The sequence below is a fragment of the Comamonas sp. MYb396 genome, from assembly GCF_037479555.1.
GTDB lineage: Bacteria > Pseudomonadota > Gammaproteobacteria > Burkholderiales > Burkholderiaceae_C > Comamonas.
On record NZ_JBBGYU010000008.1, the window covers coordinates 78,412 to 103,803 of the forward strand.

Genomic DNA, 25,392 nt, shown 5'->3' on the forward strand with positions numbered 1-25,392 from the left:
TGGCAGCAAGCCACGGGCAAAAGCACTACAGCCAGTCAGCTGAAACCTGTTGACATTCCTCGGACAACGCCTACACCGCGCACCAGCCCTTCGCCGCGATCATGGAGGCATCGAAGAAAGGAGTTCGTCATGCAACACCAGCCATCTTTTCCGATGCTGACCATGCCAACCCGACCCTTAGTCGCGCAGCGTGGTGAAAAGCAAAACCGCTATGTTCCAGCGGTGTCCACAGATATCAGCAAGACCTTCGAGAAGTACCGCCGCCTGGCCGCGCTTCAAAACGCCAAGCAGTTGGCGACTTAGCCGTTTTTCTTGCCGAGTTCATGCTTTCCCCTCCATCCGGTTCAAACTTGCATGAACGGCTCACATTGAGCATCGGCCTTCTTCTACCGGCCTATGCCGCCCCTTGGGCATGGCCACCAACGCAACAGCCCGCCAAAGGGCGGGCTGTGGGCAGATGGGAGCCTTCCAACTCAGCCCGCCGCAGTCTTGGCAGGGCCCCCTGCCCGGGTCGCGAGCCAGCACAAAATGGCGCCACCGCAGACCATCGCAGCCCCTTGCCAAAACGCCAACGACAGTGGCGCGCGCAGCAGCACAGTGGACAGCGCGGCCGACAGCACGGGGATAAAGTAGGATGCGCCGGCCAGCACGGTCACGTGGCCGTGCAGGATGCCGAAGTTCCAGGCGCCGTAGCCAAAGCCCATCGCGGCAGCGGCCAGCACCAGGTAGACGATCGCCTCGCCGCTGAAATGCATCGCGCCACCGCCACCCAGCAGGTACTTGGCCCAGAGGGTGATCGACACCAGGATAAAGAACAGGGTCACGCCATTCTTGCCATGGGCGATACGCGCCGTGACCGTGCAATAGGCCGCCCAGATCAGCGCGCCGGCAAAGGCCAGGCCGTAGCTCAGCGGGTTGTCGCGCACGTTGTGCAGCATGCCTGCCATGTCAAAGCCCTGCTCGCCGCCCAGCACCCAACAGATGCCAACGATGGACAGCACAAAACCCGGCACGATCAGAAAATTGCTGTGCTGGCGGTTGAACAAAATGGCCGCGACGATGGTGAAGGTGGGCCAGAGGTAGTTGACCATGCCCACCTCAATGGCCTGCTGCGCCGTGTTGGCGTAGCCAATGGACAGCGACAGGCACAGCTCATAGACCACAAACAGCAGGCTGCCCCAGACCAGGTACTGGCGGGGAAAACTGCGCAGCTGGCGGGGGCGCGCACCGCCCACCGTTAGCAGCAAAAAGACCGACGCCAGGCTGTACATCAGCGCCGCGCCGCCGGTGGCACCAAAATGCGTACTCACGCTGCGGATCAGGCCGACGATGGCGCTCCATAAAAGCACGGCCACGAGGCCGATCAAGGTGGCCTTGTTCTTGTTTTGCATGGTTGTTCAAAGGTTGCAGGCACAGCGCCCAGCCATGCTTGGCCGGGCGCTGCGCCTATTGTCGCTGCCGCATCAGTCCTGCGTGTCGATCCAGATGGTTTTCATCTCGGTGTACTGGTCATGCGCCCACTGGGATTTGTCGCGGCCGCCAAAGCCCGATTCCTTGTAGCCGCCAAACGGCGTGGTGACATCGCCCTCGCCAAAGCAGTTGACGGTGACCACACCGGCATGGATAGCACGCGAGACTTTGATGGCCTGGCGCAGGTCATCGGTGTAGACCGAGGCAGCCAAGCCATAGACCGAATCATTGGCCAGCGCAATCGCCTCGTCCACGGTGCGAAAGCTCGTCACCGCCAGGATGGGGCCAAAGATCTCCTCCTGGAACAACCTGCTGTCCGGGCCCACGCCATCGACCACGGTGGGCTGCACATAGACGCCCTGCTCCGTCTGGCCGCCATAGGCCACGGCCAGCTTTTCCGCCTGGGCCTGCGCAAAGTAGGAACTCACCTTGTCGAAATGCGCCTTGCTCACCATCGCGCCCAGGCGGTTGTCCGGGTCCAGCGGGTCGCCCATCTTCCAGGCGCGCATCTGCTCGCCGATGTGGGCCAGCAGGTCGGCCTTGATGTCTTCGTGCACGATCAGGCGCGACGAGGCCGAGCAGTTCTCGCCCATGTTCCAGAAAGCACCGGCCACAATGTGCTGGGCGGCAGCGGCCAGGTCCTGCACATCGCGCAGCACCACGGCCGGGTTCTTGCCGCCGCACTCCAGCACCACGCGCTTGAGGTTGGACTCGGCCGCGTACTGCAGGAACAAGCGGCCGGTGTCGGTCGATCCGGTAAAGCTCACCATGGTCACATCGCGGTGGCGGCCCAGCGGCGCGCCCACATCGCGCCCGCCCCCGGGCAGCACATTGAACACGCCCGCTGGCACCCCTGCCTGGTGGGCCAGCTCAGCCACGCGCAGGGCCGTCAAGGTGGTTTCCTTGGCAGGCTTGACGACGATGGAGCAGCCCGCTGCCAGCGAGGGGCCGATCTTCCAGGCCAGCATCAGCAGCGGAAAGTTCCAGGGCAGCACCAGGCCGACCACGCCAATCGGCTCACGCACCACCAAGGCCAGCGCATTGCCACCCACCGGCGCCGTGTGGTCGTAGATCTTGTCGATCAGCTCGGCATGCCAGCGGATGGTGTGGATGGCCTCGGGCACATCGGTGTTCTGGCATTCGCGGATGGGCTTGCCGCTGTCCAGCGTTTCCATCACCGCCAACTCATGGGCATGCTGCTCCAGCAGTCCGGCAAAGCGCAGCAGGATGTGCTTGCGCGCATTGGGCGACAGGCGGCTCCATCGGCCATCCTCGTACGCCGCCTTGGCCGCAGCCACCGCCAGGTCCACATCGTCGGCATTGCAGGCCGCAATCTGGGCCAGCAGCTGGCCGGTGGCCGGGTTGGTGGTCTCAAAGGTCTGGCCCGACAAGGCGGGGCGAAACGCGCCATCCACAAAGGCCTGGGTGGGCAGCGTGATGCGGTGGGCCAGTTCGGCGTACTGGGCGGCGGTCAGCAAAGGGGCGGCCATTATTGCTGGCCTCCGGTGATGGCCGCGACATCGCGCTGGAGCTGGTTGAGCACGGCTTGCAGGCCCTGCTTTTCTTCGTCGTTCAAGCCTTGGAGCGGTGCGCGCACGCCACCGGCCTGCAGGCCGATCAGCTCGCAGCCATGCTTGATGGCCTGCACAAACTTGCCGCCTTCGAGGAAATCCATCAACGGCATCAGCGCGGCCATGATGCGGCGGCCCTTGTCAAAATCCTTCTCGACCACGCAGGCCTGGTACAGCGCAATGTGCTCGCGCGGGATGAAGTTGGAGCCCGCGCAGACCCAGCTGCGCGCGCCCCAGGCAAAGAACTCCAGCGCCTGGTCGTCCCAGCCGCAGGACAGGCCGATCTGCGGAAATTCGCAGGCCAGCATGTGCAGCTGGCCGGTCTGGCCCGAGCTTTCCTTGATCGCGACAAAGTTCTTCGAGGCCTGCGTCACGATCCGGAAAAACTCACGGCCCATCGACATGCCCATGCGGCCGGGGTAGTTGTAGAGCATGACCGGCAGGCCAGCGGCGGCATCGATGGCCAGCGCATGGGCGGCGTTCTCGGCCTCGGTGGGCAGCGCATACGGGGGCGTGCCCACCAGGATGGCATCGGCCTTGATCGCCTTGGCCAGCTTGGCGTATTCGACCGATTCCTCGGTGCGCACCGCGCCGGTGCCGATGATGAGCTGGGTACGGCTGCCGATCACCTCTTTGGCATAGCGGGCCAGGTCCAGGCGTTCCTGCGTGCTGTGGGCGTAGTACTCGCCGGTGGAGCCGGCAATGATGATGCCGTGCACGCCGGCGTCGATCAGGTGCTCCAGCACCTGGCTGAATGCAGCGTTGTCGATGGCGCCATCGGCGCGCAGGGGCGTGATCGCGGGGGTGTAGATGCCTTCAAAGTTCATGGTCGTCTCTGTTGGGTAAAGAATGGGTGGAGGGAATAAGCGCCGCAGTGCCAACCGCAGCGCGAAGGATCAGCGTTGGAGCGATGCCGCCTCTTCAAGGCTCATCGCACGGGTCTCGGGCGCCAGCAGCACCGATGCCACCAGGCCGACCACGGACACGGCGGCGGCCGCATACATGGTGTGGCCGATGCCAAAGCTGGCCAGCGAGGCGGGCACCAGCCAGGTGCCAATCGCAGAGCCCACGCGTGTCATCGACGAGCCGACACCAACGGCAAAGGCGCGGATCTCGGTGGGGAACAGCTCATTGGGGTAGACCAGCTCGAGCACCTGGGCGCCGCCGATAAACAGGGCATAGGCGCCAAACAGCAGCAGCACCACCACCTCGGAGCCGCTCGAGAACGCGCCCAGCCCCAGCAGCGCCAGGCTGGACCAGAGAAAGCTGTGGATGATCAGCGGGCGGCGGCCCATGCTGTCGATGAGGCGCGTGGCAATCACGCAGCCCACGACAAACAGCAAGGTGATCAGCACCGAGCCATACGAGGCCCAGTCGCCCTTGAGGTTGAGCGCCTGCAGCACCACCGGCGCAAAAGAGTAGACCGCAAACATCGGCACCACGGCTGCGGTCCAGAACACGATGACAAACAGCATGCGCTTGCCATAGCCCGAGTGCAGCAAGCTGCCCAGCGACACCTTTTGCGCCGAGGCCTGGGCCGGCATATTGGCCAGCGAGAAGCTGGGGCCGTAGACCTTTTTGATGACCTGGTCGGCCTCGTCAAAGCGGCCCTTGTTCATCAGCCAACGGGGCGATTCGGGCGTGCCCAGGCGCACCAGCATCAGCAAAGCACCCAGCACGGCCGAACTGGCCAGCACCCAGCGCCAGCCGTCAGGCCCGCTGTGCGCCAGGATGAAGTTGCCCACGATATAGGACAGCGCAGCGCCGACAAACCAGAGGATGGTCAGGCCCGCCAGGCGCGGGCCCCGGTTCTTTTGTGGCAGAAATTCGGCCAAGAGCGAGCCGGCTACCGGGTATTCCAGCCCCACGCCCATGCCCACCAAAAAGCGCAGGATGAACAGCGCCGTGCCCGACTCGACCCAGAACGAGCCCAGCGAGCCGATGATGAAGAGCAGCGGCCCGACAAAAAACAGGCGCTGGCGGCCGATTTTGTCGGTCAACCAGCCGCCCAGAAAGCCGCTGAAGAAGGTGCCCAGCATCGCCGATGCCGCCACCATGCCCTGCCAGAAGGAATCGAGGTGCAGATAATCAGAAAACTGCACAATGGCCACGCCGATAATACTCAGAATATAGCCATCCAAAATCCAGCCACCGCCACAACGCAAGGTCATTAACTGGTGAAATCCATTCAAGGGCACGTCCTCGATGGACATATTCTCCTTTTGCATGATATATCGTCTCCTTTTTTAGTAATACATCAATCCATGGATAGCGTTATCCATGCCGGATATTTTTTGAATCCGGTTTAAAAAATCATTGGCGCCACGCTTTCACCGCGAGAGGCGCGGCGGCCTCAGCTCTCCAGCCCTGCCTTGCGCTGGCCCCACCACAGGGTGGCGTTGACGCCGAGCGACAAAAACGGCTCGGGCGGCAAGCGGCTGGGGCCGGAAGTAGCCAGCAAAAACTCCATCAATTCATGGCGTTTGCCGGCGATCATGTCGGCCAGCAGGCTGCCGGTGACGGTGCCGCGCGTGATGCCCAGGCCGTTGCAGAACAGCGCGCCGTAGACGTTGGGCGCCAGCTGCCCAAAAAAGCCGTTGTGGTTGCGGGTCAGCGCCAGCGATCCGCTCCAGGTGTAGTCAAAGCTGACGTCTGGCAGCATCGGAAAGCGCCGCGCAAAAGACTGCTGGTGCTGGCGGGCAAAGCGCGCCAGGCAGGCCGGCTTGGAGCGCTGGCAGGGGTTGAAGCTGAAGCTGTTGCGCATGAGAATGCGGTTGTCATGCGTGCGGCGCACCGTGCTGCCATAGGGGTCGGCCGGGATCACGCCCCAGAAGGCCTCGCCCCCCAGCAGCTGCTGCTCGGCCTCGGTCAGGGGGCGGCTGAGGCTGGCATACAGGTACATCGGCAGCACGGTGCGCTGCAAAAAGCCAAAACGCGCGCCAAAGGCATTGTTGGCCAGCACCAGCTTGTCGGCCCGGATGCAGCCCTGGGCATGGCGCAGCCGCACCTGGCTGCCGTAGTCCACTTCGGTGATGGCGGTGTTTTCGTACAGGGTCACATTGGGCGGCAGGCTATCGGCCAGGCCTTTGACCAGGGCCGAGGGCTGCAGCAGCATGGTGCCGGGGGTGAACAGCGCCTGGCGATAAAAATGGGTGCCAATGCGTGCGGGCAGGTCCTTGCCGGCAATCACCTCATAGGGCTCGCCCAGCTTGTCCAGGCCACGCCGGTAAGCCTCCAGCACCGCAATGCCCCGGTCCTCCACCGCCGCCTGGTACTTGCCACTCGCACGCATATGGCAGTCGATCTGGTGCTGCTGCACCAGCGCATGGAGCAGGCCCTGGCCCATGCGGTTGAGCTTGAGCGTGTTCCTGGCGATGGTAATGTCGCCGATATAGTCGTCAGCGCCAATGTCATGGGGCAGGTCGATCGCAAAGCCGGCATTGCGGCCCGAGGTGCCAAAGCCCACTTCCTGCGCATCGATCAGCACCACCTCGTCCTGCGGAAAATGCAGTGCCAGCTGCCGCGCAGCGGCTAGGCCGGTAAAGCCTGCGCCGATCACCGCCCAGCGGACGTGGCGATCGCCGCGGTGGGCGGGCCGGGCCTGGCGTGCAGGCGCCGTGTGGTACCAGCCGCAGGCGGCATCGTCCTGGGGCGTAACGCTTATCTTTTGCATGTTGTCTCCGGCTTCCGGCCTCAAACTACTGCAGATATTCAAGCACTGCAATAAATCAAAGCCTTTTTATCAAAGGAAGCGATTATTTTTAGGCCGGCACACCACCCACAAAAAAACACGTCGCTTTACCAATACCCCGCCTTTAAAAGGTGGATAAGGGTAAAAACACAGACGGGCTTGTTTAACGAGATAATGCGTTACCGAGCGATTGAAGTTTAGGCATTGGCCACCCCGGGCACAATCGACATTTCGTCCGGGCAATTGATAACATGGCGTTATGAATCAGCACCCCAGCACCGACCAGACCCTGCTCAAGATGCCTTCGCTGCGGGCGGTGAAGTGCTTTGTGGCCGCCGCCCGCTATGAGAGCTTCACCCGCGCGGCCGAGACCCTGTGCGTGACCCAGGCCGCCATCAGCCGCCAGATCCGCGAACTCGAAGAGCACCTGGGCACGCCGCTGTTCGAGCGGGTCGGGCGCTCGGTCCGGCTGACGACGGCCGGCGCCATCTTTTTTGATGCGGCGCAGCTGTCCTTCATCAACATCGCACAGGCGGCATCGCGCATCCGCAAGGACTATGGCAACAATGCCCGGCGCAGCTTGACCGTGTGCTGCTCGCCGGCCTTCTCGGCCTTGTGGATGGCGCAGCGCTTGCCGAGTTTTTTCAGCGACAACCCCGATATCGACCTGGACCTGGTGACCAGCCAGAACTTTCTGTCCCTGGAGCCGGGCATCCACCCCGATATCTTCATCACCAAGATGTCGCGGCTGCGCGATGGCTATGCCAGCGTGCCGCTGTTCCATGACCGCATCTACCCCGTCTGCACCCCCGCCTACTTGCAGGCGCACCCGGAGATCCAGACTCTCGACGGCCTGCGCCACAGCGTGCTGCTGAACCTGAGCCCCTATGGGCGCTCCCAGGTGGCCGAGCATGTGGACTGGAGCGTGTGGCTGGCCATCCACCGCCTGGACCTGGACGAGCGCCAGAAAAATGGCGCGCATTTCTTCAACGCCAATGACTACAACCTGCTCATTCAGATGGTGCTGAACGGCCAGGGGGTTGCGCTGGGTTTCAACCAGCTGGTCTCGCACCTGATCGCGCAGAACCTGCTGGTGCGGCCTGTGCCCGAGGAGCTGGTGCTCGAAGAATCACGCCACTACTTTGCCTACCGCGAAGACAAGGCCAGTGACAGCGCGCTCGCCCGCTTCAGAAGCTGGTTTTTTGCGCAGTGCGGGCTGCTGCAGGAATAAGCTGAAAGGCCATCACAGCGCAGCCTGCCGCATCCTGCTGTGCATAAAAAAAGGCCAGGCTTCCCCAGCCTGGCCTTCCCTTCTCCTCCTGCATTCTTAGTCAATGGGCACGATGCGCACACTCGACTGGCTCGCTGCATCGGCAGCCACCACGCCCACAAACAGGCGGCGGTTCTGCTCGTCATAGGCCACGCCCCGGATCTTGGGCCAGCCGCTGGCCAGCACGCTGGTCTCGCCCTTGGGGCTGACGCGGAACAGCTTGCCGCCCGAGCCACCAAAGAACAGGCTGCCGTCCGTGGCAGCGGTCATCAGGTCAATGCCATCCGAGCTGCTGAACGTGGCGATCAGCTTGCCGTCGGCCACGGTAGCCGGCGCCGCACGCAGCTTGGCCAGCGAGAAGGACAGCACCTGGCCGCTCGTCTGGTCGCTCACATACACCGCATCGCCCACCACGGCCAGGCCCACGGGCTTGCCAAAGCCGGTGATCAGCTCGGTCTCGGTGGCAGCGCTGCCACTGATCTTGAGCTCGCTCACGGCACCTGTGCCGCCCTTGATGAACCAGCCATCCAGCAGCGATCCATCAGGCGTCGAGGTGATGCCGATGCGGCGGCGCAGGCTGTCGGTGCCGCGCAGGTTGTAGGCCGTGCCGCTCTTGGGCACCGCAGCCACGGCGCCATCCGTGCCAAAGCCAAAGCGCGTCACATAGACGGTGCCATCGCTGCCACGCGTGACCTGGCCCAAGGTCGAGCCGCTGGCGGGCGCAGCGGGCAAGGCCGCGTACTGTGCAAACTGGCTGCCGCCCTCCCATACCCGGATGGTGTTGGCCTTCTCATCGCTCACAAACAGTCGGCTTTCGTTCTTGTCCCAATACAGGCCATTCAAATCCGCAGATACCGACAAGGTGGTCGGCCCCCGGTCCGCATCACTCCCGCCCCCGCCGCAGGCCGACAAGGCGACTGCCGCGCCAGTCAGGCCCACCAGCAGCATGCGGCGTATGCCTGCATCCACAAAAGGGCGGCGCAAAAAGGGGCTGATCCATGGCATGGGCTTGTCCTCGTTCTTCATATAAAGCGCTATTATATTTTTGAATAGCGCTTGGGTGGAACAACGACTGGTGCGACAGCTGAGCCCGGGATTCTCAGCGCAGCAACGGCAGGCCGTTTCATGGATGCGCACCGCAAGCGGTGGGGCATTGGGCAGCTGCTCAGCCCCTCGGCCCACGCCATTGGCGCTGCCCAGCGGCCGGACGTAAGACATTGTGCGGCCCGGTTTAAGGCCATTAAAAGGAGTACCGTGGGCCGAGGCCATCCATCTTGGTGTGCCGCAATCGCCATAGACCGGAGGTCTACATGTTCAAATTCTCAGCCTATCCCCCTGCTTCGTTTTGGGATAAGTCCAAACTGATGCTCCAGAGCGCAGGTGTGCCAGCGCCGCAGGAGCAAGACAAGAAGCCGCCTGCTGACCCAGAGCGCCCAGGCCAGGATCAACAGATCGTGGCTGGCCATGGTTTCAAATTTGTATAAACGTGGGAAGCTGCCGTCCCCAGAACTGACCGCCGTTGTGCGGTTTTTTTCTACCTGGTGTGCGCTTGCGCCAGCTTTGGCAGCACTGGCGCTGTTGTGGCCACTGCCGGCAAGGGCTGGCAACTACGCCACCTGTATCCTCGACCATGCAGCACGGGTGCGCAGCGACGCGGCGGCCAAGGCCGTGTCGCAAGGCTGCTTGGCCAGCTATCCCGGTGGGATAGAGGCCGTTCGGCAAGGCGCCAGCATCGCGAGCGATGACTTCAGCTCTGGCGCCCAGTGCTCGGCAAGAAAGGCAGAAGACACGCGCAGCTCCATGGCGGCCTACCAGATCAAACGGGCCTGCCAACGGCTGTATGACCATCCCGAGGTCCCCGCACCGGCGCCGATTGCGGTGCCTTGAGAACTTCTGTTCCAAGGGTTTTTTCAGCGCGCCGTTGCTGCCTCCTCTGCCCTTGAGGGACTTCACGGCCTTCCCGGCGTGCGGCCTTGCGCTCGCAGCTAGCCATGCTGGTCGTTGCAGCGGATGCTTGCTGCCATGGAGCACTTTGCACACAGAAGTCCGCTTTGTGCTATCCTGAAATATCCGATCAGGGCATGCTTGCCCCTTGATCCGTCAAAGTGCAAGGCGCGCAAGGCTTTATGCACACATCCTAGGCAAGCCCTCCAAGCCACAATAAATTCCTAGGGTCGGCTTTTCCCTCTTTCGCATTTATTTCTGGCGCTTCATGCTCCACCGTTTCAGCGCGTGGAGCGCGCACCCATGTTTCAATTTTTTAAAGATACCCACAAGATTTCCCGTTATTTCATCTCGCCAGGCGTGTGCGAGCAAGCAGACGGGAAATTCCAAGCAGCAGTCTCATTGAAGTCCGGCCAGGGCTCGGTTGCGCAAGACACCGTGTACACCTTCTCCAAGCTGTTCGAGACAGCGCAGGAGGCGGTCGATCACGCCAAGCATGAGGGCATGCAGCTTGCCCTCATGAAATAAGGCCACAGGCCATCACCAAGGACATCCGTTGAGCAAAGAAGACCTTATCGAAATGCAGGGGAAGATCGAAGAAATTCTCCCAGATGCGAGATATCGCGTGAACCTGGACAATGGCCACTCGCTGATTGCATATACCGGTGGCAAGATGAGAAAGCACCGTATCAAGATCATTGCCGGGGACAACGTGACGATCGAAATGTCCCCCTACGATCTGTCGAAGGGTCGCATTACGTTCCGGCATCTTGCGCCTCGCTCGGGAGCCGCCACCGGCGCCAAGCAGTTCCGCAAGCGCTAGACATTCCAGCGTTCATAACGGCACATGGCTGTGCCGATCCATAACCGCCCATGGGCGGTTTTTTTATGGGCCGCTCCAGGCAGCGCTTGCCGCACCATGGGTTATCAGCCGCCGCACAGCTCGCATTTGCAGCGGCTTCTGCCCAATGCTTGCGCCAACCGAGCAGCCAGCGCCACGGCTGGCTGCAAACCAACAAAAACTGGGCTGACCGGGCTCAGATGCGAGCCAGAGAGATGCTGCGGATTCACGTTAGGCTTCAAACCAATCGACATCGAGCGAAATGGCATAGCTCCGCTTCTTACCGTCCACGCCTGTGCCACCACCGCCAATATAGGCATCGCATGACGTGACCTGGGCATGCAGGCCGGCGTCCTGCAGCATGACTTTGAAAGGCATCAGGTCTCTGACAGACAGCTGACCTATGCGCAATCCATCCACCACCACCGACACGGGCTTGTCCGTATTCTCCTTGCCTTCTTCCGGAACGAGGAACGCGATGCAGTCCCGGTTGGCGTTTTCACCAAAGCTGTTTCCTGCGACGCGGAAAATGTTCGCCGTATAGGTGCCGTCGTCAGCCACCTTGACCGTCTCTCCGCGCGCCCAATGCTTTTTTGAGCTCAGGTCTTTCAATGCGATCGTCGCCTTCAAGGGGCCACGAAGAAACCCAGGTGTTCGCGGCGGCCCTCTGGACAGCAGCCAGTACGCAAAATAGGACAGCCAGCACAGGAAGAAAAACAACAGTATTTGTCCATAGCCCATCTCGTTCCTTTAATCGACGCTGTTTGTCAGGCTACCGCATCGCAAGGGGCAGGGAGCGAGAGCAAGAAGATGTCCTTCAAGTAGGCGCTTCCCGCGTTTACCCAATAAGCGGCCAAGCCGCAAAAAATGGCGGCCTGTATTTGGCATGTTCGCAACGACGGCGCTTCAACCGCCAGCGCCTGGCCAGGCCACGAGGCGCTTTGCAAGAGGGAGAGAGGGCACAGGCGGCCCGTTATCAGCGAAGCAGCGAATGCCTATGGCTGCGAGGCCAGGGCGGGGGCCGCCGATCACGGGCCTGGGACGCAACGCTGGCCAAGGCCCGGCCTACGTCAGTCGTCCACCCCGATCATCACCGACGAGGCCTTGATCACGCCGTAGGCCTTGGCGCCCTCTTTCAGCTTCAGCGCATCGGCCGAGTTGGTGGTGATGCTGGAGGCAATCTGCACGCCCGGTGCGATTTCCAGAACGACTTCGGTAGAGACGGGGCCGCGGGTGATGGAGATAACGGTGCCGCTCAAGACATTGCGTGCGCTGATTTTCATGGGGATTCCTTTGGGAGCGGTGGGTACCGCGAAATAAACAGACGCTCTATTCTGGCCGCATTTGCCGCGCGGCCCAAGCAGCAGACCCCCACCACCGCCGTGATGGGCAGCAGCGGGCCATGGCAATCACGCCACAGTTCCCCGGCCAAATCTAGGCACATCTAGAAACAGTCATAAAATGCGAATAATTCTCAAATGCATCGGATTGCTGCCTGCTCTGTACCGCCTCCCATGTCTGCCATTCCCGACGTCCAGCTTCTCTACACCGGCCACCACCAATGGCTGCAGCAGCGCTTGCAGCACCGGCTCGGCAATGCCGCCGATGCGCAGGACATGGCGGCCGACACCTTTGTCTGCGTGCTCACCAGTGCCACGCCGCCCGAGGCCATCCGTGAGCCCCGGGCGTTCTTGACGACCATTGCCAAGCGGCTTTTGATCAACCACTGGCGCCGCCGTGATCTGGAGCGCAGCTACCTCGAAGCGCTGGGCGCCCAGCCCGAGCCGCTGATGCCCTCGCCCGAAGAGCTGGCGGTGCTGCAGGAAACGCTGGCCCATGTGGCCCATGCGCTCGACGGCCTGCCGCTCCCGGCCCAGCAGGCCTTTTTGCTCAGCCAGCTCGATGGCCTGGGTTACGAGGCGATTGCACAGCGCCTGGGCATCTCGCACAGCACCGTGCGCCGCCATATGGCAGAGGGCTTTCGCCGCATTGCGCTGGCCCTGGCCAGGCAGGATGCCGGTATTACCGCGCCAGTGCGCAACGCAGCACCTGCGATGGCGGGCCGCCTGAGCGCCGGATGACGGCAAGCCCCGAATCCACGTTGGACCCGGTCAGCGAAGCTGCCGTGGACTGGCTCGTGCAGTTCCACTCGGGCGAGATGACCGAGGCCGACCAGGCCCGCCACCGAGCCTGGCTTGCCGCCCACCCCCAGCACCCGCTGGTCTGGCAGCGGCTGAGTGGCAGCCTGCATGCGCAGTTTGGCGCGGCCCGCGCCGTGGTCAGCCCCCAGGCTGCCGCCCCGATGGGCGATGTGATGGGCCAGGCGCTCGCGCATGCCCAGCGCCGTGGCAGCAGCCGGCGGCGTCTGCTCAGCGGTGCGCTGGCCATCGGCGGTGTCTCTGCAGGCGCCCTGCTGCTGGCCGACCGCCAGATGCCCTGGCGCCAGATGACCGCCGACCTGCGCACCGGCACCGGCGAGCGCCATGCCTTCACCCTGCCCGATGGCAGCGAGCTGCTATTGGATGCCCGCTCGGCGGTGGACCTGGACTTTTCTGAGAGCCGCCGCCGGGTCGCGCTGCGCCAGGGCGCGCTGCTGGTGCAGGCGCAGCCTGCCAGCAACGGCCTGGCGCCGTTTGAAGTGCTGAGCCGGCATGGCCGCATCCAGGCGCTGGGCACCCGGTTTACCGTGCGGCTGCAAGAGTCCTGCACCCGCGTCGGCATGCTTGAGCACGCCACGCGCCTGACGACCGCAGCCGGTGCCAGCCAGGTGCTGGACGAAGGCCATAGCGCGCGCTTTGACACCTTGTCCATCGACGCCGACGACACCAACCCCCAGGCCGAGGCCGCCTGGCAGCGCGGCATGTTGGAGGTGCACAACCGGCCGCTGGGCGAGGTGGTGCAGGCGCTGCGCGCCTACCGCCGGGGTTTTGTCCGCATCAGCGCCCAGGCTGCCGCGCTGCGGGTCTATGGCAACTATGCGCTCGACGACAGCGACCGCGCCTTGGATGCGCTGGCGGCAACCTTGCCGATCACGGTGCGCGTCTACCAGCGTGGCTGGCTGGTCGTGATCGAAGCGGCCTGAGGCGCGCAGACCTGCCCGGACAGGTCTGTGCGGGACGGGGCTGCAGCGCATCTGCCTCGCCCCTCAAAAATAAATGAACACTTTTTTGCGCTCGCTCTACATACCTTGGAAGCCTCGATTCATCTATCTGCATTTCCAAGGACCCTATGCCACTCCGCCGCTCGCCCACCCTGCCCGCTGCACCTATGGGCGCCATCGCACTGGCCGCCGCACTGGCCGCCGCCATGTCCTGCGCCCTGCCTGCCCAGGCCCAAACCCGCAACCCGGCCGCAGTCCAAAGCTATGACCTGCCCGCCCAGCCGCTGGGCAGCACGCTGGCCCGCATCGCCTCGCAAAGCGGCCAGCAGATCAGCATGGATGCCAGCCTGGTGCAAGGCCGCACCGCGCCGGCCCTGCGCGGCAGCTATGCCCCGGAGGACGCTGCACGCGCTGCGCTGGCCGGCAGCGGGCTGGAGCTGGTCAAGATCGACGGCGGCACCTGGTCGTTGCGCGCCGCGCCCCATACGGGAGCCGGAGCCGGCGCCACGACCGTCAGCAGCGATGCTGCCGCCGCTGGCCTGACCCTCAACGAGATCCGCGTGACCGCGCCGGCGATCCGCAGCGCCACCACCGAGCAGACCGGTGCCTACACACCGCGTGCCGTCACCATAGGCAAGGGCGAGCAGGCGCTCAAGGACATTCCCCAGTCGATCAGCGTGGTCACCCGCCAGCTGATGGATGAGCAAAACGCGACCTCGGTCTACGACGCGCTGGGCAGCACTACCGGCATCACCCTGCTGCAAAGCCCGCAGGGCGGCAAGTACATCTACTCGCGCGGCTTCAGCATGGCCACCATCCAGTACGACGGGGTCAATGTGCAGCGCCTCTATGGCCGCGCCAGCAACTACCAGGGCGGCACGGCCATCTATGACCGCGCCGAGGTGCTGCGTGGCTCGGCCGGTTTGCTGCAAGGCGGCGGCGACCCGAGCGGCGCCGTCAACCTGGTGCGCAAGCGCCCGCTCAAGGAAGGTGGCGTCACCGTCACCGCCAAGGCCGGATCCTGGGACCGCTATGGCGCGCAGATCGATGGCAGCGGCGCGCTGAACGCCGACGGCAGCCTGCGCGGCCGCGCCGTCATCGATGTGGACGACCAGCACTCCTTCATCGACTATGCCAAGCAACGCAATGGCACCCTGTACGGCACCCTGGAGTACGACATCTCGCCCCAGACCCAGGTCAGCGTGGGCGCGAGCTACGAGTCCTTCAAGGGCCGGCCTTTTATCTCGGGCCTGCCGCACTACAGCGATGGCCGCGACATCGCGCTGCCCCGCTCCACCTACCTGGGCGCCATCTGGAACCGCCAGAACAACAACACCCGAACGCTGTATGCAGACCTGAACCACCAGTTCAACAGCCAATGGCGCGCCAAGGTCTCGGCCCTGCATGTCAAGGAAGAGCTGGACATGAAGTACGCCTCATCCCAGCGCGCCGTGGCCGCTGCCACCGGTCTCGGCGCCACTGTCACCAACCTGACCCAGGCCGACCAGAGCGCATCGGGCCTGGATGCGAGCCTGGTCGGCGATTTCAGCGCCTTTGGGCGCGAGCACCAACTGGTGCTGGGCACCAGCTACAGTCGGGGCAAGGCCACCAGCGACTACAGCTCGATCACACCGGCAGTGCCGATCAATGTGTTCGACCCCAACCCTTTCCGGGAAGAACCCAGCAACGAAGCGATTCGCTACGCCAACACCGAGCGCTTTTTGGGTACCACGCGCCAGGTGGGCGCCTATGGCGCGCTGCGCCTGCAGCTGACCGATCCGCTCAAGCTGGTGATGGGCGGACGCCTGGGCAACTACAGGTCCGAGTACGACCTGATCACGACGACCACCGGCAATGTCGTCACCTCGAACTCGCACCAGGCCAACACCCGTTTCATGCCCTTTGCCGGGCTGATCTACGCGCTCAACCCGCAATGGTCGGCCTACGCCAGCTATGCCGATATCTTCAACCCCCAGGCATCGCTGAATGCAGCGGGCCAGAACCTGAAACCCATCCAAGGCGCGACCTATGAGCTAGGTCTGAAGGGAGAAATCCTGGGCGGCCGCGCCAACACTTCGTTTGCGCTGTACCGCGTTGACCAGAAGAACCGCGCCACCGAAGACATCGCCTCCGGCCCCGACTGCCGCGACAGCTACTACTGCTACACCGACGACGGCCAGGTGCGCAGCCAGGGCTTCGACGCCGAGATCAGCGGCGAGCTGACCCGGGGCTGGAACCTGTTTGCCGGCTACACCTTCAACCGCAACGTCTACAAGCGCGACGTCAACAACGAGGGGCTGGACTTCAACAGCTACACGCCCAAGCACCTGCTGCGTCTGTGGACCACCTACCGCCTGCCCGGCGACTGGAACGCGCTCACGATTGGCGGCGGCGTTAACACCCAAAGCGCCTCCTACCGCAAGATCGGCGCGATCAGCCTCAATGCGCCGGGCCGTGCCGTCTGGAGCAGCTATGTGCGCTACCAGATCGACCCGCATTGGCAGCTGAGCCTGAACTTCAACAACATGTTCAACAAGCGCTACTACTCGTCCATCGGCAACCTGGTCAACAGCAGCCACTATGGCGATCCGCGCAACGCGATGCTGACCTTGCGCGGCTCGTTCTAAACCGCGTCTGCGCAGATGGCAGGCGAGTTTCGCCAACGCATGGCCTGGCTGCACACCTGGTGTGGCTTGGTCAGCGGCTGGCTGCTGTGCGCGATCTTTCTGACCGGCACTTTGAGCGTGTTCCGCGCGCCCATCACGCGCTGGATGCAGGCCCAGCCGCCGCTGGAGGCCGCAGCAGCGCAGGCCCCACTGGCGCTGGATGCAGCCGCGCGCCACCTGGCCCGCGAGGCCGCTGGCGCGCGCTTTTGGCGCATTGAGCTGCCCCAGCAAGCGGGCGATGCGCTGCTGCTGGCCTGGCAACCGGCTCGCGGCCAGCGCGGCGGCCTGCAAACTGCGGCGATGGACCCGGCCACGGGCGCCCTGCTGCCCCAGCCCTGGGGCCGCAAGACAGAGGGCGGGCGCCATTTCATGAGCTTTCACTACAGCCTGCATGCGGGCACCATCGGCTTTTGGCTGGTGGGCTTTTTGGCCATGTGCATGCTCGTTGCACTGGTCTCGGGCGTCGTCGTGCACCGGCGCATCTTTGCCGACTTTTTTACGCTGCGGCTGGGCAAGGGCCAGCGCTCCTGGCTGGATGCGCACAACGTGACCGGCGTGCTGGCGCTGCCCTTTCTGTTCATGATCGCCTACACGGGTCTCGCCTACTTCTACACCAGCTATATGCCCTGGCCACTTCGCGCCCTGTATGGCGACAGCCCCCAGGCCCAGGCGCGTTACCAGGGCGAGCTCTCGCCCGAGGCCGCGCCGCCACGCCGCAGTCTGCAGGGCCAGCCTGCGGCGATGCAGGACCTGGCGCAGCTGCTGGACCAGGCGCAGCAGCTGACCGGCCGCAGCCCGCGCATGCTGTTTATCGAGCGGCCCGGCGATGCCTCGGTGACCGTGCGCGTCTTCCACCAGCCGCCCAGCGACACGCAGACCATCCTCCACCAGGCCGCTCAGGTCAGCTTTGACGGCGTGACGGGCGCCGTGCTGCAGCTGCGCAACCCCGCCCCCCAGGCCCCCACCCAAAGCGGCCAGATCCACCCGGTGCTCGAAGCGCTGCATGTCGCCAGCTTTGGTGGCTGGACCCTGCGCTGGATGTACTTTGTCTTCGGGCTGATGGGCACGGCAATGATGGCCACCGGCACCGTGCTCTTCATGGTCAAGCGGCGCAAAAAAAGCGCGCAGGAGTTTGGTGGCGCTACCGCTGGCTTTTACCGGCTTGTCGAGTGCCTGAACGTGGCCGCCCTGGCCGGTATGGCACTGGCCTGCATGGGCTACTTCTGGCTCAACCGCCTGCTGCCCGCCACCCTGCCGGGGCGCGAGCTGTGGGAGATACGCGGTTTTTTGCTGCTCTGGGCCGCCAGCGGGCTGCATGCCGCCTGCCGGCCCCCGGCGCGGGCCTGGGTAGAGCAGCTGGTGCTGGCAGCGGCCCTGTGCATGCTGCTGCCGCTGCTGAACCTGGCCACCACCGGCCTTTGTGCCTGGCATTACGCCCAGAGGGGCGACTGGCAAAGCGCCAGCGTGGAGCTGGTTGCCCTCGCGTTTGGCCTGGTGCTGATGGGTATGGCCTGGGCAGTAAAGCGGCGCTGGCACAGCCCAGGCCCGCAGGCAACGCTGGCTCCGCTGCCAAAGCCGGCCAAGCCGGCCAATCCTGCAAAGTGGCAGGCCACCCAGCCAGCCTACCGCCTGCAAGTGAGCAGCCGGGTGTTGGCCGCCTGCCTGGGCGGCTATGGCCTGGCCAGCCTGGCCGCAGCAGCCCTCGCGCGCATGCTGCCCAGGCTCAGCGGGCTATCCAGCGCCGAAGCGGTGCTGAGCGCCAGCCTGCTGAGCTTTGTGCTCTATACCGCCCTTGCCATCTGGGTGTTCAGCACCCGCCGCGCCAGCCAGGCCTGGCTGGGCCTGGCCATGCTGGCCATGGCCTGCGCCGCCTTGGTTCTTGCTTAGAGTCGCTGCAAAATCCTCGCCTGGTGGGATGGACCCGAGCCGCCCGCGCCGCACCAGAGCCAGCGGCTGGCCCGGCACTGCGGCGCTCATGCCAAGGTCTTGCACCAAAGCCTTGATCACAAAGTAGCTATGGTATTTCCAACTGGTTTGTTCATTTTCCATAGCCACTGAATCCATCCTCAGGAATTGCCGAAGCATTAGCCGTAAATTCCGAATTGTGCTTCTGCCACCCATCCGGTTCAATGGGGCCATCTGGAGGTTCCCCATGCATGATTCAATGTTCTTTTATGGCTTGCTGACAGCCACCTTTCTTTTTGCCGGCATGGTGAAGGGGGTGACAGGGATGGGTCTGCCGACGGTGGCGATGGGGCTGCTGGGCATGGTGATGCCGCCGGCCATGGCGGCAACGCTGTTGGTGGTGCCATCCTTTGTCACCAATGTTTGGCAACTGTTCTCTGGCGGCGCGGTGGCAGCGCTGGTGCGGCGCCTGTGGCCCATGCTGGCGGCCATGGTGATCGGGACGGTGGGCGGGTCCGCGCTCCTGGTGCGCGTTGACCCCCGCTGGTCCGGCTTCGCCCTGGGATCGGCCTTGATCGTCTATGCGGTCTATGCCTTGTTGGCGCCCGCGCTCTCAATCCCGCGTGCGCTGGAGGCATGGCTTTCACCGCTGGTGGGGCTGGTTACCGGCATGGTCACGGGGGCCACCGGCGTCTTTGTCATGCCAGCCGTTCCCTACCTTGGCGCTCTTGGCTTGCACAAGGACGAGCTGGTGCAGGCGCTGGGGCTGTCCTTCAGCATCTCGACCCTGGCCCTTGCCGCAGGCTTGCTGGCCAACGACGCATTTCGCCTGAACCAGCTGGGCCTGTCGTCACTCAGCGTCATCCCTGCGTTGCTGGGCATGTGGCTTGGCACTCGGGTCCGGGCGCGTATCAGTCCCCAGCGCTTTCGGCAGTGCTTTCTGCTGTTGCTGCTTGCCCTGGGGCTCGAACTTGCCTCTCGGCCGTTCTTTTAAGAACCTGCTCAAAAGGCCGCGCCATCTAAGAACCTGTTCAAAGCCCCATGGGCAGTCAGCCAGATGCGGGGCGGGTTGTGACTCAGTGCCAACCACCGAATGCGCGCCGCCCCAGGCCTAGATGCCCGCACACCTTCGGCAGGCCCATGCAGACCGTTGACGGCGCCACTGCCCGCACCCGCCGCCGCACAGCGGCCCATCGCTTGCATCGCAAAAATTCGTCGCTATAATCCGCGACCTATGGTCATCATCTCGTACGCCTTCGCTGTGCTGTACCGCCTCGCTTCCTAAGCGCGGCACGATTTCCTATTCCCATTTGAAACGATGCCGCCGCACGGGCGGCATTTGTTTTTTCAACGGGCCTTCCTGCGGCATTTTTCCCAGAAAGGACCCCGTCTTGTCTTCTCTCTGCGCTTTTTTCACCGCCCTGCCGTTGCTGCCTGACAGCGCCGGCCTGCGCCTGCACGCGCCGCATTTGCCTGCGCACAGGGCCTTGCGATGACGCACGCCGCCATCGCCCTTGCCCTGTGGACCGCATCGCTGCTGATTGCCGCATGGCAAGGCCGCGCCGGCCGCATCGACCGCCGCGATTACCGGGCGCTGCTCACCGTCGCGGGCCTCGCTGGCCTCACCTCCGCCGCGCTGGCGCTGATCGCGCTCGTCGCTGCGAGTGCCGAACCCTGATGCCGGCCGCTGCACCCCTCCTCACCCACCCCATGTCCATGCTGCTACAGCAAGTCCTTCCATGACTACCGATACCCTCCTACCTGCCAGCGGCCTGCGCTTTGCCGCCTCTCTCGCGCTGATTGCCGTGCTCGGCCCCTCGGCCACCGACATGTACCTGGCCTCGATGCCCGAGATCGCCAGCGAACTGGCCGTGCCCTATGCCCAGGTGCAGCTGACCCTGACGGTGTTCCTGCTGGCCATGGGCCTGGGCCAGTTGCTGTTTGGCCCCATCGTCGATGCCCTTGGCCGCCGCCGTCCGTTGCTGGCAGGGCTGCTGGCCTTTGCGCTGGCCTCGTTCTGGGCCAGCCAGGCGTCCTCCATCGGCATCTTGCTCACCAGCCGCTTTGTGCAAGGGCTGGCCGGCGCGCTCACCCTGGTGGTAGTGATGAGCTCGGTGCGCGATGTGGCCAAGGGCGCGCGTGCCGCCCAGCTCTTTGCCTTGCTGATGACCATCGAGGGCCTGGCCCCGGTGCTGGCACCTGCCGTGGGCGGCTATGTCGATGTGCACTACGGCTGGCGCGGCGTCATGGTGGTGCTCGGCGCGATGGGCCTGTTGGTCCTCTTGAACACCGCGATGGCCCTACCCGAAACCCTGCCGCGCGCGGCCCGGCTGCCGCTGCGGCTGCGCTCCGTCGCCAGCACCTACCTGCGCATTGCCAGCGACCGGCAGTTTCTGCTGCCCGCGCTCGCGCTGTCCAGTGCCTTCTTTGTGCTGTTCATCTACATCGCAGGCGCCTCCCTGGTCTACCAGCAGCGCTTTGGCCTGAGCCCCGACCGCTTTGGCCTGGTCTTTGGCGCCACTGGTGTGGCGGTACTGATGGGCGCGGTCACCAGCGGCAAGCTGGTGCAGCGCGCCGGCGTTGCCAGGCTGGCTGTCGTCGGCGCGCTGCTGATGGTGGCTGGCTCCGCCCTGGCACTGGCCGCCGCTGCCGCGCAGTTGGGCCTGCCCGGCATCGTGCTGGGCATGTTCCTTGCGATGTGGGGCCTGGGCATGGCCGAGGCCACCTTGATGTCGATGGCGATGGGCTCGCAGCACAGTGCGTTGGGCTCCACGGCCGCGCTTCTGGGCGCCTTCCAGCTCAGCATCTCCTCGGCCGCCACGCCGCTGGCCGGCAAGGTGGTGGTGCTGGGCACCGTTCCGTGGCTGGCCTTCATGCTGCTGGCCTCAGTGGTGCTGCTGCTGCTCACCCGGCTCAGCGCCAGGCAGGCGCCTGCCACGCTCCATGCGCTGGCGGGGCATTAGCGCGCCAGGGGCAATAACAGCCGCATTTACCGTAAATGCGTGATGGCAGATCTCCCTCTTTGCGTCAAAATGTAGCGATGGCTATTGCGCAACTCCCCGTACTGCTGGTTGATGACGACCCCGACATGCTCGCCCGGCTGGGCGCCGTGCTGGGCTCGGTGGGCGTCACACCCGAGCAGCTGTGCGAGGCCGGCTCGCTGGCCGAGTGCCAGCAATTGGTGACCGCGCCCGAAGGCGGCCTGCAGCCCATGGTGATGGCGCTGATCGACCTGGGCCTGCCCGATGGCAATGGCATTGACCTGATTGACTGGCTGCGCGCGCGCAACCCGGTGCTGCCGATTCTGGTGGTGTCGGCCTGGAGCACCGAGGAGATGATCCTGGGCGCGCTGCGCGCTGGCGCCAATGGCTATGTGCTCAAGGAGCGCGACGACCTGGAGATTGCGCTGTCGGTGCGCAATGTGCTCAAGGGCGGCGCGCCCATCGACCCCTTCATCGCCCGGCGCATTCTGGACCTGGGGGGGCGCCCGGCCGGGCGCCCTCCCACCCCGTCGCAGCCGCCCGACCCGGCGCTGCGCGAAGCGCTCACCGAGCGCGAGCGCGAGATCCTCGACCATGTCGCAGCCGGCATGAGCAACCGCGAAATCGCCGAATGCCTGCACCTATCCCGATGGACCATCGACACCCATATCCGGCATATCTACGACAAATTGGCCGTGAGCTCGCGCACGCAGGCCTTGCGGCGTGCACGCGAGCATGGCTTGCTGCGCTGATCTGTCTGGCGGCGCTATGCCAGGTGCCGCCCGTGCAGGCGCAAGGCCAGCCCTGGCCGGGCACGGCCGAGGCCGTACGTTCGGATTGGGATGCCCAGCAGCCGCCCGACACCGGCTGGGTGCCCGTGAAGGTGCCCAACGACTGGAACCAGCAGTGGCCGGGCTATAGCGGCGTCGTCTGGTACCGGCTGCGCTGGGACATCAGCGGCGAACCACAGACCCAGGGCCTCTACATCCACTACCTGATGCAGGCCGGGGTCATCTCGGTCAACGGCGTGGAGCTGCAGCGCGACCCGTATTTGACCGAGCCGATGACACGTGCCTGGAACACGCCGCGCTACCTGGTACTGCCCGCACCGCTGCTGCACAGCGGCAGCAACGAGCTGCTGATCCGCGTGAGCGGCTACTACGCCTACCAACCCGCGCTGGGCCCGGTGGAGATCGGCGCACCCGAGTTGCTGCGCGCGGCGCAGCAGGACAGCTACCTGGTGCGGCACAACCTCAACTGGCTGCACCTGGGCGTGGGCGCAACCCTGGGCTGCTTCTTCCTGGTGCTGTGGCTGATGCGCCGCCAAGAGGCCGCCTACGGCTGGTATGCCGCACGCCAGGCCGCCTGGGTGGGCTTTACCGTCAACTTTGTCAGCGTTACGCCCTGGCCGTTCCACCACATCAACACCTATGCGGCTGTGGTCTCGATCGCCTATGTGCTCTACCACGGCTGCAATGCCATGTTTGTGCTGCGCTTCATGGGCCGCCGCTGGCCCAGGCGCGAGGCCGCCATGTGGCTGGTCATTGCCGCGCTGGCGGCCATCACCTTGCTGGTGCCCGATGCGCAGCTCAGAGACATGCGCAACGTGATGGCCTGGGCCTCATCGGCCCTGCTGTTCACCACCGCTGGCGTGTTTGTCGGCCTGGCCTGGCGCAACGGCAACCAGGCCCAGCGCCTGCTGTCGCTCACGGCGCTGGCCAGCGCCCTGGCGATGGCGCATGACCTGCTGGTCTTCACCCGCATCGTGGACGACAACTTCTACCTCGCCACCTACACCGAGCCACTCGCCACCGTCGGCATTGCGCTGACCCTGGCCTGGACCTTTGTGCAGAACACGCGGCGCATCGAGAGCTTCAATGACGAGATGCAGCACCATGTGGCCGAGGCCCGCGCCGAGCTGACCGAATCGCTGGCCGGCCGCCATGAGCTGGAGCTGCTGCAGGCCCGCCTGGGCGAGCGCGTCAATATCGCCCACGACCTGCACGACGGCCTGGGCGGCATGCTGATCGGCAATATCACCACCTTGGAGCGCACACGCGGCTCGCTGCCGCCCGACCAGGTGCTGGGCATGTTGCGCGGCATGCGCGATGACCTGCGGCTGATCATCGATCTGGCCTCCGCCCAGCACTATGGCGAGCTGTCGCTGGGCGAGCTGCTCGCCCCCATGCGCTACCGCATGAGCCAGCTGTTCGAAGTGCATGACATCGAGGTGCACTGGCAGCTGAGCCATATCGACCAGCTGCACCTGCCCACCAGCGCCAGCCTGGATGTCCTGCGCATTCTGCAAGAAGCCCTGACCAATGCCTTCAAACACAGCCACGCCCAACGCGTGGATGTGGTGCTGGCGCGCGAGGCCGGCCAGCTGCTGCTGCAGGTGCAGGACAACGGGGTGGGCCTGCCTGCGGCCAAAACGGCCAACACCCCCACGCACGGCACCGGCCTGCGCAGCATGCAGGCCCGGGCCCAGCGCCTCGGCGCGCAGTTGTCGGTGGGCTCGCAAGGCGGGCTGACCACGGTGGTGCTGCGGGTGCCGCTGCCGGCTGAGACCGACCATACACCAGAGCCCTGATCGCCATAGCTGCCAGGGCATGCGCAAAAAAAAGGGAGCGCAGGCCCCCTTCCGTACATATCCCAGGTGCGTGGCGTTACTTCACCAAGGGCACCACACCCAGCGCCAGCGATGCCAGCAGCATCACCATGCTCGAGCCCACCGCCCACTTGATGGCCTGCTTTTGCACGGCGCCGTAGTTGAGATCCAGCATGCTGACCAGCAAATAGGTGGAGGCGACCAGCGGGCTCAGGATGTGTACGGGCTGGCCGATCAGCGAAGCGCGGGCCATCTCGGCGCCCGTCACGCCGTAATGGGCAGCAGCCTCTGCCAGGATGGGCAGCATGCCGAAATAGAACACATCGTTGGAGACGACCCAGGTCATCGGGATGCTGACCAAGGCGGTGACTACCGCCATATAAGGGCCCAAAGCCTCGGGAACGATGGCGACGATGGTCTTGGCCAGTGCCGAGGCCATGCCGGTTTCGTTCAGGATCCCGATAAAGACGCTGGCGGCAAACAGCATCATGGCGACGGACAGGATGGCGGGCGCATGTTCGGCCATGCGCTTTTGCTGGTCCTGGTGCTTGGGGAAGTTCACCACAAAGGCGATTGCAGTCGCCAGCATGAACAAATAGGCCAGCGGCAGTACTTCCATCACCAGGCCCACCATCAGACCGATGGTCAGCGCCCAGTTGAAGTACAGCTTCCAGCCGGCGGGCGGGTGCTGCTCGAGCATCTGCGCCGTGTCGAGCTGGACGATGCCCAGGCGGCTGCGCTCACGCTTGCCAAACAGCCAGGCCAGAAAGAAGGCCCAGACCACGCAGGCCAGCAGTGGCGCGATCAGCGGCGTGAACACCTCGGACATCTCGACCTTCATCGAGGCAGCGGCCCGCGCCGTAGGGCCGCCCCAGGGCAGCAGGTTGCCAATGCCGGTGCATTGCAGCAGCAACACCGCCACCAGCGGCAAGGACAGGCCCAGGCGCTTGTAGATCGGCAAGAAGGCCGACAGCACAATCATGTAGACCGTTGCGCCATCGCCATCGAGCGCGACCAGGTAGCCCAGCGCCACGGTGCCGATAAAGATCTTGACGGGATCGCCGCCGACCGCGCTGACGATGCGGCGGATGATCGGATCGAACAGACCGGTGTCGGTCATCAGCATGAAATAGGCCATCGCGAAGATCAGCAAAACGCCGGTCGGTGCGATGGTGCGAACGCCCTTGATGACCATGGCGCCCATCTCGGGGCCAAAGCCTCCAATCAGCGCAAAAATGGTCGGGATCAGAATCAGGGTGGCCACGGCCGACATCCGCCCGCTGATCAGCAGGTAGATGAAACAGGCAAACATGGCAAAGCTCAATGCGACGAGCATGGACGTGTT

23 protein-coding genes are annotated in these 25,392 nt (G+C 64.4%); 14 read left to right on the forward strand and 9 right to left on the reverse strand.

All coding sequences use genetic code 11. The features are described 5' to 3' along the window. The first annotated feature begins 129 nt into the window (after positions 1-129). Positions 130-303 carry a hypothetical protein gene (locus WH265_RS17990; protein ID WP_158400602.1) on the forward strand — a complete coding sequence of 58 codons (174 nt, stop codon included), beginning with the start codon at positions 130-132 and terminating at the stop codon, positions 301-303. A gap of 170 nt (positions 304-473) precedes the next feature. On the opposite strand, the gene yddG is transcribed toward WH265_RS17990, so the two are convergent. The 5 genes from yddG to WH265_RS18015 all read right to left on the reverse strand — a co-directional run bounded on the left by yddG (position 474) and on the right by WH265_RS18015 (position 6,714). Continuing rightward, positions 474-1,391: an aromatic amino acid DMT transporter YddG gene (yddG, locus tag WH265_RS17995; protein WP_339559156.1), complete on the reverse strand. Its 918-nt coding sequence runs from the start codon at positions 1,389-1,391 to the stop codon at positions 474-476. 72 nt (positions 1,392-1,463) lie between these two features. Continuing rightward, positions 1,464-2,960 (reverse strand): aldehyde dehydrogenase, encoded by a 1,497-nt coding sequence (locus WH265_RS18000; RefSeq protein WP_339559157.1) that lies wholly within the window; start codon positions 2,958-2,960, stop codon positions 1,464-1,466. Further along, positions 2,960-3,868, reverse strand: a complete 909-nt coding sequence (locus WH265_RS18005) for a dihydrodipicolinate synthase family protein (RefSeq protein WP_339559158.1) — start codon at positions 3,866-3,868, stop codon at positions 2,960-2,962. The genes WH265_RS18000 and WH265_RS18005 overlap by 1 nt, the downstream gene beginning before the upstream one ends. Positions 3,869-3,937: 69 nt before the next feature. Further along, positions 3,938-5,269 (reverse strand): MFS transporter, encoded by a 1,332-nt coding sequence (locus WH265_RS18010; protein WP_339559159.1) that lies wholly within the window; start codon positions 5,267-5,269, stop codon positions 3,938-3,940. A 125-nt stretch (positions 5,270-5,394) separates the two neighbouring features. Beyond that, positions 5,395-6,714, reverse strand: coding sequence for an NAD(P)/FAD-dependent oxidoreductase (locus WH265_RS18015; protein ID WP_339559160.1), 1,320 nt, complete (start codon positions 6,712-6,714; stop codon positions 5,395-5,397). Between the two features lie 277 nt (positions 6,715-6,991). Here WH265_RS18015 and WH265_RS18020 point away from each other — a divergent pair, with 277 nt between their 5' ends. Next, positions 6,992-7,963: a LysR substrate-binding domain-containing protein gene (locus WH265_RS18020; protein ID WP_339537525.1), complete on the forward strand. Its 972-nt coding sequence runs from the start codon at positions 6,992-6,994 to the stop codon at positions 7,961-7,963. A gap of 96 nt (positions 7,964-8,059) precedes the next feature. Here WH265_RS18020 and WH265_RS18025 read toward each other — a convergent pair whose 3' ends face one another. Continuing rightward, positions 8,060-9,007: a hypothetical protein gene (locus WH265_RS18025; protein WP_339559161.1), complete on the reverse strand. Its 948-nt coding sequence runs from the start codon at positions 9,005-9,007 to the stop codon at positions 8,060-8,062. Positions 9,008-9,466: 459 nt separating this feature from the next. On the opposite strand from WH265_RS18025, the gene WH265_RS18030 reads away from it, so the two are divergent. The 3 genes from WH265_RS18030 (at position 9,467) to infA (ending at position 10,769) form a co-directional block, all read left to right on the forward strand. Next, a complete protein-coding gene (locus tag WH265_RS18030) occupies positions 9,467-9,889 on the forward strand; it encodes a hypothetical protein (RefSeq protein ID WP_239645036.1) in 423 nt (140 codons plus the stop codon). 360 nt (positions 9,890-10,249) lie between these two features. Then, positions 10,250-10,474, forward strand: a complete 225-nt coding sequence (locus WH265_RS18035; protein ID WP_021028220.1) for a hypothetical protein — start codon at positions 10,250-10,252, stop codon at positions 10,472-10,474. 28 nt (positions 10,475-10,502) lie between these two features. Continuing rightward, positions 10,503-10,769, forward strand: a complete 267-nt coding sequence (infA, locus tag WH265_RS18040; protein WP_021028221.1) for a translation initiation factor IF-1 — start codon at positions 10,503-10,505, stop codon at positions 10,767-10,769. 249 nt (positions 10,770-11,018) lie between these two features. On the opposite strand, the gene WH265_RS18045 is transcribed toward infA, so the two are convergent. Beyond that, positions 11,019-11,528 (reverse strand): hypothetical protein, encoded by a 510-nt coding sequence (locus tag WH265_RS18045; RefSeq protein WP_339559162.1) that lies wholly within the window; start codon positions 11,526-11,528, stop codon positions 11,019-11,021. A gap of 329 nt (positions 11,529-11,857) precedes the next feature. Then, positions 11,858-12,070, reverse strand: coding sequence for a TOBE domain-containing protein (locus tag WH265_RS18050; protein WP_021028223.1), 213 nt, complete (start codon positions 12,068-12,070; stop codon positions 11,858-11,860). A 231-nt stretch (positions 12,071-12,301) separates the two neighbouring features. Between WH265_RS18050 and WH265_RS18055 the strand changes: the two genes are divergently transcribed. From WH265_RS18055 to WH265_RS18095, 9 genes are all read left to right on the forward strand, one after another. Then, entirely contained in the window at positions 12,302-12,868 is a 567-nt protein-coding gene (locus WH265_RS18055; protein WP_339559163.1) for a sigma-70 family RNA polymerase sigma factor, read from the forward strand. After that, the gene (locus WH265_RS18060) at positions 12,865-13,869 is read left to right on the forward strand and encodes a FecR domain-containing protein (protein ID WP_339559164.1); all 1,005 of its coding nucleotides are present in this window, start codon (positions 12,865-12,867) and stop codon (positions 13,867-13,869) included. Before WH265_RS18055 ends, WH265_RS18060 begins: the two co-directional genes overlap by 4 nt. A 146-nt stretch (positions 13,870-14,015) precedes the next feature. Then, a complete protein-coding gene (locus tag WH265_RS18065) occupies positions 14,016-16,514 on the forward strand; it encodes a TonB-dependent siderophore receptor (RefSeq protein WP_339559165.1) in 2,499 nt (832 codons plus the stop codon). 15 nt (positions 16,515-16,529) lie between these two features. Further along, entirely contained in the window at positions 16,530-18,440 is a 1,911-nt protein-coding gene (locus WH265_RS18070) for a PepSY-associated TM helix domain-containing protein (protein WP_339559166.1), read from the forward strand. A gap of 277 nt (positions 18,441-18,717) precedes the next feature. Further along, positions 18,718-19,452 (forward strand): sulfite exporter TauE/SafE family protein, encoded by a 735-nt coding sequence (locus WH265_RS18075; protein ID WP_339559167.1) that lies wholly within the window; start codon positions 18,718-18,720, stop codon positions 19,450-19,452. A gap of 498 nt (positions 19,453-19,950) precedes the next feature. Further along, positions 19,951-20,136: a hypothetical protein gene (locus WH265_RS18080; protein ID WP_339559168.1), complete on the forward strand. Its 186-nt coding sequence runs from the start codon at positions 19,951-19,953 to the stop codon at positions 20,134-20,136. A 61-nt stretch (positions 20,137-20,197) separates the two neighbouring features. Then, positions 20,198-21,421, forward strand: coding sequence for a multidrug effflux MFS transporter (locus tag WH265_RS18085; RefSeq protein ID WP_339559169.1), 1,224 nt, complete (start codon positions 20,198-20,200; stop codon positions 21,419-21,421). A gap of 77 nt (positions 21,422-21,498) precedes the next feature. Continuing rightward, the gene (locus WH265_RS18090) at positions 21,499-22,191 is read left to right on the forward strand and encodes a response regulator transcription factor (RefSeq protein WP_339559170.1); all 693 of its coding nucleotides are present in this window, start codon (positions 21,499-21,501) and stop codon (positions 22,189-22,191) included. A gap of 32 nt (positions 22,192-22,223) precedes the next feature. Then, entirely contained in the window at positions 22,224-24,029 is a 1,806-nt protein-coding gene (locus tag WH265_RS18095) for a sensor histidine kinase (RefSeq protein WP_339559171.1), read from the forward strand. A gap of 76 nt (positions 24,030-24,105) precedes the next feature. On the opposite strand, the gene WH265_RS18100 is transcribed toward WH265_RS18095, so the two are convergent. Further along, positions 24,106-25,383: a CitMHS family transporter gene (locus tag WH265_RS18100; protein ID WP_312990002.1), complete on the reverse strand. Its 1,278-nt coding sequence runs from the start codon at positions 25,381-25,383 to the stop codon at positions 24,106-24,108. Between the last annotated feature and the right edge of the window lie 9 nt (positions 25,384-25,392).

Bases quoted from the DNA above. Each gene is read 5' to 3' on its own strand.
- WH265_RS17990 (WP_158400602.1), top strand. From the start codon at position 130: ATGCAACACCAGCCATCTTTTCCGATGCTGACCATGCCAACCCGACCC.
- WH265_RS18015 (WP_339559160.1), bottom strand. From the start codon at position 6,714: ATGCAAAAGATAAGCGTTACGCCCCAGGACGATGCCGCCTGCGGCTGG.
- WH265_RS18035 (WP_021028220.1), top strand. From the start codon at position 10,250: ATGTTTCAATTTTTTAAAGATACCCACAAGATTTCCCGTTATTTCATC.
- WH265_RS18060 (WP_339559164.1), top strand. From the start codon at position 12,865: ATGACGGCAAGCCCCGAATCCACGTTGGACCCGGTCAGCGAAGCTGCC.
- WH265_RS18100 (WP_312990002.1), bottom strand. From the start codon at position 25,383: ATGCTCGTCGCATTGAGCTTTGCCATGTTTGCCTGTTTCATCTACCTG.
- WH265_RS18005 (WP_339559158.1), bottom strand. From the start codon at position 3,868: ATGAACTTTGAAGGCATCTACACCCCCGCGATCACGCCCCTGCGCGCC.
- WH265_RS18000 (WP_339559157.1), bottom strand. From the start codon at position 2,960: ATGGCCGCCCCTTTGCTGACCGCCGCCCAGTACGCCGAACTGGCCCAC.
- WH265_RS18065 (WP_339559165.1), top strand. From the start codon at position 14,016: ATGCCACTCCGCCGCTCGCCCACCCTGCCCGCTGCACCTATGGGCGCC.
- WH265_RS18010 (WP_339559159.1), bottom strand. From the start codon at position 5,269: ATGCAAAAGGAGAATATGTCCATCGAGGACGTGCCCTTGAATGGATTT.
- WH265_RS18070 (WP_339559166.1), top strand. From the start codon at position 16,530: ATGGCAGGCGAGTTTCGCCAACGCATGGCCTGGCTGCACACCTGGTGT.
- WH265_RS18055 (WP_339559163.1), top strand. From the start codon at position 12,302: ATGTCTGCCATTCCCGACGTCCAGCTTCTCTACACCGGCCACCACCAA.
- WH265_RS18085 (WP_339559169.1), top strand. From the start codon at position 20,198: ATGACTACCGATACCCTCCTACCTGCCAGCGGCCTGCGCTTTGCCGCC.
- WH265_RS18080 (WP_339559168.1), top strand. From the start codon at position 19,951: ATGACGCACGCCGCCATCGCCCTTGCCCTGTGGACCGCATCGCTGCTG.
- WH265_RS18030 (WP_239645036.1), top strand. From the start codon at position 9,467: ATGGTTTCAAATTTGTATAAACGTGGGAAGCTGCCGTCCCCAGAACTG.
- WH265_RS18050 (WP_021028223.1), bottom strand. From the start codon at position 12,070: ATGAAAATCAGCGCACGCAATGTCTTGAGCGGCACCGTTATCTCCATC.
- WH265_RS18075 (WP_339559167.1), top strand. From the start codon at position 18,718: ATGTTCTTTTATGGCTTGCTGACAGCCACCTTTCTTTTTGCCGGCATG.
- WH265_RS18025 (WP_339559161.1), bottom strand. From the start codon at position 9,007: ATGCCATGGATCAGCCCCTTTTTGCGCCGCCCTTTTGTGGATGCAGGC.
- yddG (WP_339559156.1), bottom strand. From the start codon at position 1,391: ATGCAAAACAAGAACAAGGCCACCTTGATCGGCCTCGTGGCCGTGCTT.
- WH265_RS18090 (WP_339559170.1), top strand. From the start codon at position 21,499: ATGGCTATTGCGCAACTCCCCGTACTGCTGGTTGATGACGACCCCGAC.
- WH265_RS18020 (WP_339537525.1), top strand. From the start codon at position 6,992: ATGAATCAGCACCCCAGCACCGACCAGACCCTGCTCAAGATGCCTTCG.
- WH265_RS18045 (WP_339559162.1), bottom strand. From the start codon at position 11,528: ATGGGCTATGGACAAATACTGTTGTTTTTCTTCCTGTGCTGGCTGTCC.